The 12,269-nt window shown below is 69.8% G+C and carries 12 protein-coding genes; 8 read left to right on the forward strand and 4 right to left on the reverse strand.

Features of this window, described 5'->3' with window-relative positions; genetic code table 11:
• Positions 1 to 5: 5 nt before the first annotated feature.
• Complete coding sequence (locus JWR86_RS09915; RefSeq protein WP_299564391.1) at positions 6 to 638, forward strand: alpha-ketoglutarate-dependent dioxygenase AlkB; 633 nt, start codon at positions 6 to 8, stop codon at positions 636 to 638.
• A gap of 61 nt (positions 639 to 699) precedes the next feature.
• Positions 700 to 1,644 carry a hypothetical protein gene (locus JWR86_RS09920; RefSeq protein WP_299564394.1) on the forward strand — a complete coding sequence of 315 codons (945 nt, stop codon included), beginning with the start codon at positions 700 to 702 and terminating at the stop codon, positions 1,642 to 1,644.
• 16 nt (positions 1,645 to 1,660) lie between these two features.
• Here JWR86_RS09920 and grpE read toward each other — a convergent pair whose 3' ends face one another.
• Positions 1,661 to 2,266 (reverse strand): nucleotide exchange factor GrpE, encoded by a 606-nt coding sequence (grpE, locus tag JWR86_RS09925; protein WP_299564397.1) that lies wholly within the window; start codon positions 2,264 to 2,266, stop codon positions 1,661 to 1,663.
• A 75-nt stretch (positions 2,267 to 2,341) separates the two neighbouring features.
• The gene (locus tag JWR86_RS09930; RefSeq protein WP_299564400.1) at positions 2,342 to 5,071 is read right to left on the reverse strand and encodes a [protein-PII] uridylyltransferase; all 2,730 of its coding nucleotides are present in this window, start codon (positions 5,069 to 5,071) and stop codon (positions 2,342 to 2,344) included.
• A 116-nt stretch (positions 5,072 to 5,187) separates the two neighbouring features.
• Here JWR86_RS09930 and JWR86_RS09935 point away from each other — a divergent pair, with 116 nt between their 5' ends.
• Both JWR86_RS09935 and JWR86_RS09940 read left to right on the forward strand, forming a co-directional pair.
• Positions 5,188 to 5,577 carry a DUF6152 family protein gene (locus JWR86_RS09935; protein WP_299564403.1) on the forward strand — a complete coding sequence of 130 codons (390 nt, stop codon included), beginning with the start codon at positions 5,188 to 5,190 and terminating at the stop codon, positions 5,575 to 5,577.
• A gap of 10 nt (positions 5,578 to 5,587) precedes the next feature.
• Entirely contained in the window at positions 5,588 to 6,052 is a 465-nt protein-coding gene (locus tag JWR86_RS09940; protein ID WP_299564406.1) for a DUF6644 family protein, read from the forward strand.
• Between the two features lie 18 nt (positions 6,053 to 6,070).
• On the opposite strand, the gene JWR86_RS09945 is transcribed toward JWR86_RS09940, so the two are convergent.
• Positions 6,071 to 6,367, reverse strand: coding sequence for a FliM/FliN family flagellar motor switch protein (locus JWR86_RS09945; protein WP_299564409.1), 297 nt, complete (start codon positions 6,365 to 6,367; stop codon positions 6,071 to 6,073).
• Positions 6,368 to 6,429: 62 nt separating this feature from the next.
• Here JWR86_RS09945 and lipB point away from each other — a divergent pair, with 62 nt between their 5' ends.
• The gene (gene lipB, locus JWR86_RS09950; protein ID WP_299564412.1) at positions 6,430 to 7,152 is read left to right on the forward strand and encodes a lipoyl(octanoyl) transferase LipB; all 723 of its coding nucleotides are present in this window, start codon (positions 6,430 to 6,432) and stop codon (positions 7,150 to 7,152) included.
• Positions 7,153 to 7,161: 9 nt separating this feature from the next.
• Here the strand turns inward: lipB and JWR86_RS09955 are convergent, their stop codons facing one another.
• A complete protein-coding gene (locus tag JWR86_RS09955) occupies positions 7,162 to 7,350 on the reverse strand; it encodes a YegP family protein (RefSeq protein WP_299564415.1) in 189 nt (62 codons plus the stop codon).
• 186 nt (positions 7,351 to 7,536) lie between these two features.
• On the opposite strand from JWR86_RS09955, the gene JWR86_RS09960 reads away from it, so the two are divergent.
• The 3 genes from JWR86_RS09960 (at position 7,537) to JWR86_RS09970 (ending at position 12,152) form a co-directional block, all read left to right on the forward strand.
• The gene (locus tag JWR86_RS09960; protein ID WP_299564418.1) at positions 7,537 to 9,144 is read left to right on the forward strand and encodes a carboxyl transferase domain-containing protein; all 1,608 of its coding nucleotides are present in this window, start codon (positions 7,537 to 7,539) and stop codon (positions 9,142 to 9,144) included.
• Positions 9,145 to 9,607: 463 nt separating this feature from the next.
• Positions 9,608 to 11,338, forward strand: coding sequence for a dihydroxy-acid dehydratase (gene ilvD, locus JWR86_RS09965; RefSeq protein WP_299564421.1), 1,731 nt, complete (start codon positions 9,608 to 9,610; stop codon positions 11,336 to 11,338).
• Entirely contained in the window at positions 11,325 to 12,152 is an 828-nt protein-coding gene (locus tag JWR86_RS09970; protein WP_299564424.1) for a tetratricopeptide repeat protein, read from the forward strand. Before ilvD ends, JWR86_RS09970 begins: the two co-directional genes overlap by 14 nt.
• The last annotated feature ends 117 nt before the right edge of the window (positions 12,153 to 12,269 follow it).

The raw sequence follows: 12,269 nt of genomic DNA on the forward strand, positions 1-12,269 counted from the left end.
ACGGCGTGCCGAGGCTCGAACTCGGCCCGGGTCTCGTCCACGTGCCCGGGTATCTGGACCGCTCGGCCCAGGAACAGCTTGCCGTGGGGCTGAACGCGGTCCTGCGCGCCGCCCCGCCGGTGCAGCCCCGCATGCCCCGGACCGGGGCCCCGTTCTCCGTGCGGATGACGAATTGCGGCCCGCTCGGCTGGGTATCGGACGTCGGCGGCTACCGCTATCAGCCGCTTCATCCGGAGACGGGACGGCCCTGGCCGCCGATGCCCGAGATCCTGGTCCGGGCCTGGCAGGAGCTATCCGGCTATCCGCACCCCGCCGAGGCCTGCCTGGTGAACCTCTACAGTGAGGGAAGCCGGATGGGGCTGCACCAGGACCGCGACGAGGCCGCCGTCGACGCACCCGTGGTTTCGCTGTCTCTGGGCGATACGGCCGTGTTCCGGGTGGGCGGCACGAGCCGCAAGGATCCGACCCGCTCGCTTCGGCTCGCCTCGGGCGACGCCTTCGTGATCGGGGGCGAGGGACGTCTCGCGTTCCATGGCGTGGACAGGGTGCTGGCGGGGAGCTCGACCCTGCTGGGGAGCGGCGGCCGCATCAACTGCACCCTGCGCCGCGTCAACCTGCCGGGCGGCGCAGGCGGCTGAGGTCACGTTTCCGCCCGCTTTATCGCGTCCTCCCTGAGGCGAACCGAGTATCCCTGGACCGATGACCCTCCGCCTCACCGCAGCCCTGCTGTCGTCGCTCCTGGCCCTGGCCGGCCCGGCGGCCGCGCAAACGCCCGTCTTCCCGGCCGGATCCCGGGTCGGGCTCGTGCCGCCGCCCAACATGGTGCCGGCGCGCGGGGTGGCCGGATTCCGCAATCCTCAGACCGGCGCCGCCATCCTGGCCGTCGAGATGCCGGCCGAGGCCTTTCCAGGCCTCGCCGCGACCTTCACGGACGAGGCGCTGAAGGCGCAGGGCTTCAGCCTGACCCGGCGTGACGCGCCGCAGATCGGCGGGGGGAAGGCCATTCTGGTCACCGGCCAGCAGGGCGAGGGCGCCAGCTCCGTTCCAAAGAGCGTTCTGCTCGCCTCCGAGCCCGGCATGACCGTTCTGGTGATCGGACAATTGCCGCATGGCGCCCCGGAGCCCGACGTTGCGGCCGTGGAGGCTGCGCTCAAGACAGTCGCCTTCCGGCCGGCCCTGTCGCTCACCGACCAGGTCGGGGCGCTGCCGTTCCGGATCGGGGATCTGGCCGGGTTCAGGGTGGTCCGGACCATGGCCGGAAACTCCGTGATGATGACGGACGGACCGAGCGATGTGGTCCGGCAGGCATCTCAGCCGCTGCTGCTGATCGCCCAGTCCTTCGGGCCCGCTCCCGGCCCCGAGCAACGCGAGGCCTTCGCCCGCTCCGCTCTGGTGGCCAACAATTTCATCAAGGAGCCGGTGCTCGAACGCTCGCAATCCTTCAAGCAGGGCGGGTCCGATTGGCACGAAATCGTTGCCCGGGCGACCGAGACCGGTACCGAGACGCCGGTCGTCGTCATGCAGACCATCCGGTTCGAGCCGGACGGCTACATGCGGTCGGTCGGCATCGTCGATGCGAAGCAGCGCGATGCGGTGCTGCCCCGGTTCCGCCGGATCGTGGACAGCCTGGCGCCGCAGCAATAGCCCGGCGCCGGCCGGGTCAGGCCTGGCGGTCGGTCCCGCCGTTCGCCTCGGCCTGCGCGGCGGGACGCGATCCACCCTTCGCGACACCGACCAGGGCAGGGCGCAGCACGCGCTCGCCGATGGCGTAACCGCTCTGCACGACCTGCACCACGGTTCCGCTGGGCACATCGTCCCGCGGCACCTCGAACATGGCCTGGTGCATGTTCGGGTCGAATCGCGATCCCTCCGGCTCCAGCAGCCGCACGCCGTGCCGGCCGAAGGTCTTGAGGAGATCGCGCTCGGTCAGCTCGATCCCTTCCACCAGCGGCCGCACCGCCTCGTCCACCGCGCCGTCCGTGCGGGGCACCGATTCCAGCGCCCGCCGGATGTTGTCGGCCACGGTCAGCATGTCACGGGCGAAGTTGGTGACGGCGTAAGTGCGCGCATCCGCGGCCTCGCGCTCGGCCCGGCGACGGAGGTTTTCCATCTCGGCCAGCGCCCGCATGAGGCGGTCCTTGAGATCGTTCCTCTCGGCTTCGAGCGCGGCGACGGCCTCGGCCTCGGCCCGCTCCTCGGCCGGAACTCCCTCGCCCTCACTCAAAGCTTCGTCCACCCCGCCGGGAACCGGCGTGTCCTGGATCATTACGTCACTCGCTGCGCTGGTTCGGATCCCGCCTGATATCAGGCGGGCGGGAGGCGGAATCAAGCTCGACGGCGCTCACGGTCTGCCGTCCAGCACGGCGAGCAGGCAGCGCCGGATCGCGGCCTGCCGCGACGGATGCGTCACCTTGGTGCCGACGAGGTCCGACACATAAAACACGTCGGCCGCCTTCTCGCCGAAGGTCGCGACATGCGCCGAGGCAATGTTCAGGTTCAGGCGGCCGAGCGCGGTGGTGAGGTCGTAGAGAAGGCCGGGCCGATCCAGGCCCGTGACCTCGATCACGGTCTGGCGCGAGGACAGGTCGTTGTCGATCACGACCTCGGCCGGCACCTCGAAGGCTTTCGGAACGGGCATCGACGGTCTGCGGCCGGCCACCAGATCGCCGATGCGAATTTCGCTCCGCAGCGCCCGCTCGATCGCCACCGCGATGCGCTCGGCCCGGCGGATCTCATCTTCGTCCCGATCGAATCCGCGCGACAGCGAGATGGTGTCGAGCGCGAGGCCGTCCGCCGAGGTGAAGATCTGCGCATCCACGATGTTGCCGCCGGCTGCCGCGCAGGCCCCTGTGATGATGGCCAGCAGGCGCGGGTGGTCGGGCGACGCGACGGTGATCTCCGTCACGGCCCGAAAGGCGTCCGTCTCGACCCGGGTCGCGACCGTCCTGCCCGAATCCTCCATGTCCCGCACGAACACGGCGTGTGCGCGCTGGCGCTCGGGCACGGTCTTCATCCAATAGGCCGGGTAGAGCCGCGCCGCGTAGCGGGCGAACTCCTCGTCGGTCCAATCCGCCAACGCCTCGCGCAGGCGCTGCTGCGTGGTGGCCACCCGATCGGGCCGCAGCCGCTCCGACTGCCCGCCCGTGAGCCACAGCTCCGTCTCGAAATAGAGCGTGCGCAGCAGCTCTCCCTTCCAGCCGGTCCAGACGCCAGGCCCCACCGCCTTGATGTCCGCGATGGTGAGCACGAGCAGCAGCTTCAAGCGCTCGATCGTCTGCACCACCTCGGCGAAGCTCGACACCGTCTTCGGATCGGACAGATCGCGGCCCTGGGCCGTGGTGGACATCAGGAGGTGGTGCTCGACCAGCCAGGAGGCCGTGTCGATCTCCGCCGCATCGAGGCCGAGCCGGCGGCCGAGCTTGCGGGCGATGGCCGCCCCGGCCACCGAATGGTCCTCGACCCGGCCCTTGGCGATGTCGTGCAGGAACATCGCCACGTAGAGCGCCCGCCGGTGCCGGATGGTCTGCACGATCTCGTTCGCGAGCGGGTGCTCCGACTGGACCCGCCGCGCGTCGATCTCGGCCAGCACCCCGATGGATCGGAGGAGATGCTCGTCCACCGTGTAGTGGTGGTACATGTTGAACTGCATCATCGCGACCACGCGCCCGAAATCGGGCACGAAACGGCCGAGCACGCCGATCTCGTTCATCCGCCGCAGCACCACTTCGGGGGCGTTGCGGGAGGTCAGGATGTCCATGAACAGCCGGTTCGCGTCCTCGCTCTTGCGCAGCGTCGGGCCGATCAGGCCGAGCGAACGGGAGGCGAGGCGGCTCGCATCCGGGTGCACCGGCAGGTTGTGCCGATCAGCGAGCCAGAACAGGCGAATGAGGTTCACGGGATCGCGCGCGAAAACATCGTCGCTGCGCACCGTGATGCGGTCGTTGTCGTTGCGGAAATCCGGCGCGTCGACCCGGCCGCGGCGCCGGAACGAGCCCAGCACCCGGTCCAGCACTGGGCGGCGCTTGGCGTGGCGGCTCTCGAGTTCGGCGCACACGATGGCGGTCAGGTCGCCGACCTGTTTGGCCACCGAGAAATAGGCCTTCATGAAGCGCTCGACGCCCGACAGGCCGCTGCGCGCCTCGAAGCCGAGGCGTTGCGCCACGATCCGCTGCATGTCGAAGGTCAGGCGCTCCTCGGCGCGGCCGGTGGCGAAGTGCAGGTGGCACCGCACCCGCCACAGAAACTCCTCGCAGCGGTCGAAGAGCTCCGCCTCTTCCGTCGTGAACAGCCCGGCCTTGACCAGTTCGGCCGGGGTGTCGACGCCGTAGACGTATTTGGCGATCCACAAGAGCGTGTTCAGGTCCCGCAGCCCGCCCTTGCCGTCCTTGACGTTCGGCTCGACGAGGTAGCGCGACTTGCCGGCCCGGCTGACCCGGTCGTCCCGCTCCTTCAGCTTGGCGTCCACGAACAGCGACGCGGAGCCCTTCACGACATCGCGGGCGAACCGCTTCTGAAGCCGCTCGAACCGGCTCCTGTCGCCGGCCACGTAGCGGGCCTCGAGCAGCGCGGTCCGAACCGTCATGTCGTTGCGGGCCTCGCGCACGCATTCGTCGATGGTGCGCGTCGCGTGGCCGAGCTTCAGCTTGAGGTCCCAGAGCACGTAGAGGATGGCCTCCACGGCCGCCTCGCTGTGGGGCCCGCGCAGCTTCGGCAGGAGAAACAGGAGGTCGACGTCGGACCCCGGCGCCATGGTGCCGCGCCCGTAGCCGCCAGTGGCCACCACCGTCAGGACGTCGGCCGTGCCGGCATGGCCGAGCGCGCGCTGCTCGCGGAGCACGGCGGCGTGCACCGTTTCGAGCAGCGAATCCATGGTCGCCGAAATAGAGCGGGCGCAGGTGAGGCCGTCTCGGCTGCGCGCCAGCAGCTTCTCGGCCTGGGCTAGCCCTTCGCTGCGCTGGATTTCGAGGTCGGGCACAAGACGCGCCCGCAGGGTGCGCTGCTCCGGCTCGCGGGTCGTGGTGGCGGCGGACGGCATCGGCTCTGGTGTGCGGGTGAGCTCCGAGCCTACCATGGCGCCGCCACCCTGGACACCGGGGCAGGGCAGGGGTGCAGGAATGGCGCTGCACTTACTCCGGGAGCCCGGCCGCCCCATATCGGCCCGACGCCCGTTCTTCAGGAGCAAACCTCATGCTTGCCCCGCTCACGCGCCGCTCGGCCACCGTACTCGCATTCTCCTCCTGCCTCGCCGTCACGGCTGCCGCCGCCCATCACGGCTGGTCCTGGGCCGAGAGCGAGCCGACGACGCTGGAGGGGACGATCCGGACCATCTCCATGGCGCCGCCCCATCCGACCCTGCACGTCGCGGCCGCTGACGGTGCCGTTTGGCAGGTCGATCTCGGCAATCCGAACCAGACGCAGCGGTCCGGGTTCACCGGCGACACCGCCAAGGCGGGCGACGCCATCACGGTCATGGGCAACCGCTCGCTGGAGAAGGACAAAAAGCACATGAAGGCCGTCCGCATCACCATCGCGGGCAAGAACTACGACATGTATCCGGAGCGCATCGGGACCAACTGACAGCCACCGGATGGTCGAATGGCTGGGCTCCTGGCCTGGTGCGCTGCTTCTGCAACGCTCCGGGACGGCCTATCTCTTCGTCAACGCGACCCACATCCTGGGAATATCCCTCGCGCTCGGCGCGATCCTGCCGCTCGACCTCCGGCTGCTGGGGCTTTGGCGGCACGTGCCGCTGGCCGTGGTCGGCCCGTTCCTGATCCGCACGGCCGGCGCTGGCGTGGCCCTGGCAGTCGCGACCGGGCTGTGGCTGTTCAGCGTGAAGCCCGCCGAATACCTGGCCAACCCGGCCTTTCTGGCCAAGATGGTCGTTCTCGGCCTGGCGCTCCTTAACGTCGCCGTGCAGCATCGGCGCCCGGCGCTGGCCCGCGCGCTGGCGGGCGGCAGCGTCCCCGCCGAGGCGCGGATCCTGGCCGGGCTGTCGGCCCTGCTGTGGCTGTGCTGTCTTCTGGCCGGCCGCTGGATCGGCTTCGCGTGATGCGTCCGGCGGCGCCGGTCAGGCGGCCGCGGTCGTGGCGGGGGGCCGGACGCGGCCGCCGATGGTGGCTCCCGGCTCGCGGGTGACCTCGACGGGCCGGACCAGTTCGGTCACCTCGACCGAGATGGCGGAGCCCTCGATGACGACGCGCCCTTTGGCCACGGCGAGGCCGTTGGCCAGGATCTCGACCTCGTCCTCCGGGCTCGGATCCAGCGCGATCACCGCGCCGCGGCCGAGCCTGAGCAGGCGGCCGAGCGGCATCGCGGTGCGGCCCAGAACCACCGTCAGCTCCACGTCGAGGCCGTCGAGTGCCATAAGTCCCTCGGTCGCGCTCCGTCCGGAGGCGTCGGCTGACTTCGCCGGTTCATGGTGAATCCTTGGTAAAGATCCGCAACGAACTTCAGCACCGCCTTTGGCCGCAGACGGCGTCGCCGCCTGTTGAGTGGTCCGCGTCCGAGGGGCTGGTCGGCTATGACGAGGCCGTCGCCGCCATGGAGCGCCGGGCCGCGCTGATCGCCGACGGACGGGCCCCTGAAAGCGTCTGGCTGGTCGAACACCCGCCGCTCTACACGGCTGGCACCTCGGCCCGGGCCGAGGACCTGGTCCAGCCCGACCGCCTGCCGGTGTTCCGCACCGGCCGGGGCGGGCAATACACCTATCACGGCCCCGGTCAGCGGGTGGCCTATGTGATGCTCGACCTGAACCGGCGCGGGCCGGATCTGCGCCGCTTCGTGGCCGCCCTGGAGGGCTGGCTCATTCTCGCCCTGGACCGGTTCAACGTTCGGGGCGAGCGCCGCGAGGACCGGGTCGGCGTCTGGGTGCGACGGCCGGACCGGGGCGAGGGGGCTGAGGACAAGATCGCAGCCATCGGCATCCGGGTCCGGCGCTGGGTGACCTTTCACGGGGTCAGCCTGAACGTGGAGCCCGACCTGTCGCACTTCTCAGGCATCGTGCCCTGTGGGATCGCCGGGCACGGGGTGACGAGCCTGGTCGATCTCGGCCTGCCCGTCACCATGCACGACGCCGACGTGGCGCTCCGGGGCGCGTTCGAGGAGGTCTTCGGGCCGTCCAGGACGGGTCCGCCTCTGGCCCCGGCCTGAGCCCGACCGCTACTTCGTGACGGGCGAGTCCTTGGAGCTCTTCATGATCTCGATGCCCCGGTCGCAGTCGCGCTCCTCTTTGTAGCTTTCGCTGCTGACGCCGATCTCCTCGCCGTTGCGGGCGTAATAGGTCCAGCGCCACTCGCCACGGTTGTCCTTGGACTTGTGGTAGCACGGAAAACTCGTCGGTTTCGGCATCGGTCGTCTCCGTATCGGACCGTGTGAAACTACAGGTTGTATGTTGGCCCGGCTACCGCGTCGCGCGGGGTCCCTGTGGACAAGTCGCCGGCGCCGGAAGGAGACCTGGTGCGGCCCTTCCCACCGGGGCGGGTTTGCCGGCCCGGACGCAGCGCGTTAAGGCGGCCAGAGCCAAGGAGAGCCTCAGTGCCGGTCATTCAATCCGCGGCCGATCTCACGTCAGACGAGGCCGCGGCGAACCGAGCCGCCTGGGCCGGGCTCACGGCCGAACTCGGACGCGCCCGCGCCGTGGCCGCCGAGGGCGGCCCCCAGCGCGCCCGCGACCGTCACGTGGCCCGTGGAAAGCTCCTGCCGCGCGACCGCGTGCAGCAGCTTCTGGATCCCGGCTCGCCCTTCCTGGAGATCGCTCCGCTCGCCGCCAACGGCATGTATGGCGGCGAGATCGCGGGCGCGGGCATCATCACCGGGATCGGCCGGGTGATGGGCCGGGAGGTCGTGATCGTGTGCAACGACTCGACCGTGAAGGGCGGCACCTACTTCCCGATGACGGTGAAGAAGCACGTCCGGGCGCAGGAGATCGCCCGCGAAAACAGGCTTCCCTGCCTCTACCTCGTCGATTCCGGGGGAGCGAACCTGCCGCAGCAGACGGAGGTGTTCCCCGACCGCGAGCATTTCGGGCGCATCTTCTACAACCAGGCGACGCTGTCCGGCCTCGGCATTCCCCAGATCGCCTGCGTGATGGGATCCTGCACGGCCGGCGGCGCCTATGTGCCGGCAATGTCGGACGAGAGCATCATCGTCAGGAAGCAGGGCACCATCTTCCTCGGCGGTCCGCCGCTGGTGAAGGCCGCAACCGGCGAGATCGTCTCGGCGGAGGATCTCGGCGGCGCCGACGTCCATGCTCGCCTCTCAGGCGTCGTCGACCATTACGCGACCGACGACACGCACGCGCTCGGCATCCTGCGCCGCATCGTCGGCACCCTGAACACCCGCAAGGCGCCGGCCATCGACCTCGCGCCGCCGGCCGAGCCCGCCTTTCCGGCGTCGGAGATCGAGGCGATCGTCTCGCCCGACTTCAAGAAGCAATACGACGTGCGGGAGGTGATCGCCCGGCTGGTCGACGGCTCCGAATTCGACGAGTTCAAGCGGCTGTACGGCACGACGCTGGTGACGGGCTTCGCCCGCATCTGGGGCATCCCGGTCGGGATCATCGGCAACAACGGCATCCTGTATTCGGAAAGCGCGCTGAAGGGCGCCCATTTCATCGAACTCTGCTGCCAGCGCAAGATTCCGCTGCTGTTCCTGCAGAACATCTCGGGCTTCATGGTCGGCCGCGACTACGAAGCGCAAGGCATCGCCCGCAACGGCGCCAAGCTCGTCACCGCCGTGTCCTGCGCGGCGGTGCCGAAGATCACGCTGATGATCGGCGGCTCCTTCGGGGCCGGCAATTACGGCATGTGCGGCCGGGCCTTCCGGCCCCGCTTCCTGTTCACCTGGCCGAACTCGAAAATCTCCGTCATGGGCGCCGAGCAGGCCGCCTCCGTGCTGGCGACCGTGCGTCGCGACAACATCGAGGCCGAGGGCCGGAGCTGGACCAGCGAAGAGGAGGAGGCGTTCAAGACGCCGATCCGCGACCAGTTCGAGACCGAGGGCTCCCCGTATTACGCGACCGCCCGGCTCTGGGATGACGGCATCATTCTGCCGTCCGAAACCCGCCGCGTGCTCGGCCTGGCCTTCTCGGCCACGCTGAACGCGCCTATCGCCGACACCCAGTTCGGCGTCTTTCGGATGTAACAAGGCCGGGCCGACCGGCCGCGGCGGGGGCACCCGGCTGCGCCCCCGGGCCCTCCGTCGAGCCTCCCTGGGGACGCCGCCGCCGGCCCGCCCGACCGCCGCCCTCGGGCCCGATCTGCCCAACCGCCCCACGCCCAGACTCCTGTGACCCGCCCGAACCGGCCCGGACTGGCCTGTGCTGTTGGGGTCTCGCAGCTGTGGCCGCAGCGCCACAGCCGAAAAACATCCCGAGAACGCCGCCGAGACATCAGAGGTTCGCCGCGTTCCCGCCATAAACCAGGATCAGTTCGGGTGACGTATTTAGCGTTGCCCTGCAAGCGTTTAGAGCGCCTTTGGCAGGCCCGTGATGGTGGCGTGCGCTGCCCTCTCTGGCCCTCCCGAGCCTCGTTGCATGGCGGTCGGGACGCATGTCACTCGCATCCGGCCGCCGGATCGCGAGCGGCCTGCGAGAGGCGGACACGGGATGGATGCGCGTCTAATCGATAAGTCGAAGCTGCCGAGCCGGCACGTCACGGAAGGGCCGTCGCGTGCGCCGCACCGGTCCTACCTCTACGCCATGGGGCTGACCAAGGAGCAGATCCATCAGCCGCTGGTCGGCGTGGCCACCTGCTGGAACGAGGCGGCGCCCTGCAACATCTCGCTGATGCGTCAGGCGCAGGCCGTGAAGAAGGGTGTCGCGGCCGCCCACGGCACGCCGCGCGAGTTCTGCACCATCACGGTCACGGACGGGATCGCGATGGGCCACAACGGCATGCGGGCCTCGCTGCCGTCCCGTGAGGTGATCGCCGATTCGGTCGAGCTCACCATGCGGGGCCACGCCTACGACGCGCTGGTCGGCATGGCGGGCTGCGACAAGTCCCTGCCCGGCATGATGATGGCGATGGTCCGCCTCAACGTTCCGTCGATCTTCATCTATGGCGGCTCGATCCTGCCCGGCTCCTTCCGGGGACGGCCGGTCACGGTGCAGGACATGTTCGAGGCCGTGGGCCAGCATTCGGTCGGCGCCATGTCGGACGAGGACCTGGACGAGCTCGAGCAGGTGGCCTGCCCGTCGGCCGGCGCCTGCGGCGCGCAGTTCACGGCCAACACCATGGCGACGGTGTCCGAGGCGATCGGCCTCGCGCTGCCCTATTCGGCGGGCGCTCCGGCCCCCTACGAGATCCGCGACCGGTTCTGCATGGCGGCCGGCGAGATGGTGATGGAGCTCGTGCGGAAGAACATCCGCCCGCGCGACATCGTCACCCTGAAGGCGCTCGAGAACGCCGCCACCGTTGTGGCGGCCTCCGGCGGCTCCACCAACGCGGCCCTGCACCTTCCGGCGATCGCGCATGAATGCGGGATCAAGTTCGACCTGTTCGACGTGGCCGAAATTTTCCGGCGCACGCCCTATGTGGCCGACCTGAAGCCCGGCGGGCGCTACGTCGCCAAGGACATGTTCGAGGCCGGCGGCATTCCGCTGCTCATGAAGACGCTCCTCGACGGCGGCTACCTGCACGGCGACTGCATGACCGTGACCGGCCGCACCATCGCGGAGAACATGGAGAAGGTGGCCTGGAACCCGGACCAGGACGTGGTCCGGCCGGTGTCGAACCCGATCACGACCACGGGCGGCGTCGTGGGCTTGCGGGGCAATCTCGCCCCTGAAGGCGCGATCGTGAAAGTGGCCGGCATCCCGCCCGAGAAGCAGCGCTTCTCCGGCCCGGCCCGCGTGTTCGACAACGAGGAGGCCTGTTTCGAGGCCGTGAAGAACCGGGCCTACCAGGAAGGCGATGTCCTGGTGATTCGCTATGAGGGTCCGCGCGGCGGCCCCGGCATGCGCGAGATGCTGTCCACCACGGCCGCGCTCTACGGCCAAGGCATGGGCGACAAGGTGGCGCTGATCACCGACGGGCGCTTCTCCGGCGCGACGCGCGGCTTCTGCGTGGGCCATGTCGGGCCCGAGGCCGCGGTCGGCGGTCCGATCGCGCTCGTGCGGGACGGCGACATCATCACGCTCGATGCCGTCCTGGGCACCCTCGAGGTCGACGTCTCCGAGGCCGAACTCGCGACCCGGCGCAGCTCCTGGGCGCCGCGGCCGATCTCGGCGACCTCCGGCTATCTCTGGAAGTACGCGCAGGGCGTCGGCCCGGCCGTGAACGGTGCGGTCACCCATCCGGGCGGCGCGCACGAAACCACGAGCTATGCGGATCAGTAGCGGCCCGCGCCTCCTGGCGCTTCTGTGGACCGTCGCCGCCTCGGCGGCGGCGGTCCCGGCGCGGGCGGCTGACGCGCGCGCCCTGCCGGGCCCGCTTCTGGCGACCGAGTCCTTCGGCTCGGTCAAGGAAGCGCTGCGGCTGGGCGTGCGCGACTACAATGCTGGCAACAAGATCGGGGCGGCCAAGGCCCTGGAATACGCCGCCACCCATGGGCATGCCCTGGCCCTGTGGAAGCTCGGCCGCATGCTGGCCGAGGGGGACGGCATACCCCGCAACGACCTGAAGGCGTTCGAGTACTTCTCCCGGGTCGCGGACGAGAATGCCGACGAGGCCCCCGAATCGCCGCGCGCCGGTGTGGTGGCGAACGCCTTCGTGTCTCTGGGCGGCTATTTCCTCCAGGGCATCCGGGGCAGCTACGTGCGGCCGAACCCGGAGCGTGCGGCCGAGATGTTCTCCTACGCGGCGTCCTATTTCGGCGACCCGGTGGCCCAGTATCAGCTCGGGCGGCTCTATCTCGAGGGCAGCGGCGTCGATCTCGACCAGCGCCAGGCGGCCCGGTGGCTGAACCTCGCGGCCGAGAAGGGTTACGGGCCGGCCCAGGCCGAACTCGGCCAGATGCTGGTCCTCGGAAAGGGTGTGCCGCGTCAGCGGGCGCGCGGTTTGATGTGGCTCACCCTGGCCAAGGAAGGCGCGGACACCAAGAGCGAGGCCTGGATCGCCGCCCTGCACGCCGAAACCTTCGAGGCCGCGACCGATAGCGAGCGCCGCATGGCCTCGAATTTCGTCGAGCAGTTCCAGGCCAAGCGCCGCTGACGGTTGTGGACCGTCGGGACCGCCAAAACCTCGCGGTGGCGGCCTTGGTGCTGACTCTGATCTTCGGCGCCACCTGGCTGATGAGCGAGCTCAAGCGGCAGGGCCGGATCGAGGAAT

Origin of the sequence: Enterovirga sp., from assembly GCF_028290205.1 — a bacterium.
In the GTDB taxonomy this organism is placed as follows: domain Bacteria; phylum Pseudomonadota; class Alphaproteobacteria; order Rhizobiales; family Beijerinckiaceae; genus Enterovirga.

Excerpts from the sequence above, each read along its gene's own strand:
- ilvD (WP_299564421.1), top strand. The coding sequence starts at position 9,608 with ATGGATGCGCGTCTAATCGATAAGTCGAAGCTGCCGAGCCGGCACGTC.
- JWR86_RS09935 (WP_299564403.1), top strand. The coding sequence starts at position 5,188 with ATGCTTGCCCCGCTCACGCGCCGCTCGGCCACCGTACTCGCATTCTCC.
- JWR86_RS09945 (WP_299564409.1), bottom strand. The coding sequence starts at position 6,367 with ATGGCACTCGACGGCCTCGACGTGGAGCTGACGGTGGTTCTGGGCCGC.
- JWR86_RS09940 (WP_299564406.1), top strand. The coding sequence starts at position 5,588 with ATGGTCGAATGGCTGGGCTCCTGGCCTGGTGCGCTGCTTCTGCAACGC.
- JWR86_RS09955 (WP_299564415.1), bottom strand. The coding sequence starts at position 7,350 with ATGCCGAAACCGACGAGTTTTCCGTGCTACCACAAGTCCAAGGACAAC.
- grpE (WP_299564397.1), bottom strand. The coding sequence starts at position 2,266 with ATGATCCAGGACACGCCGGTTCCCGGCGGGGTGGACGAAGCTTTGAGT.
- JWR86_RS09920 (WP_299564394.1), top strand. The coding sequence starts at position 700 with ATGACCCTCCGCCTCACCGCAGCCCTGCTGTCGTCGCTCCTGGCCCTG.
- JWR86_RS09930 (WP_299564400.1), bottom strand. The coding sequence starts at position 5,071 with ATGGTAGGCTCGGAGCTCACCCGCACACCAGAGCCGATGCCGTCCGCC.
- JWR86_RS09970 (WP_299564424.1), top strand. The coding sequence starts at position 11,325 with ATGCGGATCAGTAGCGGCCCGCGCCTCCTGGCGCTTCTGTGGACCGTC.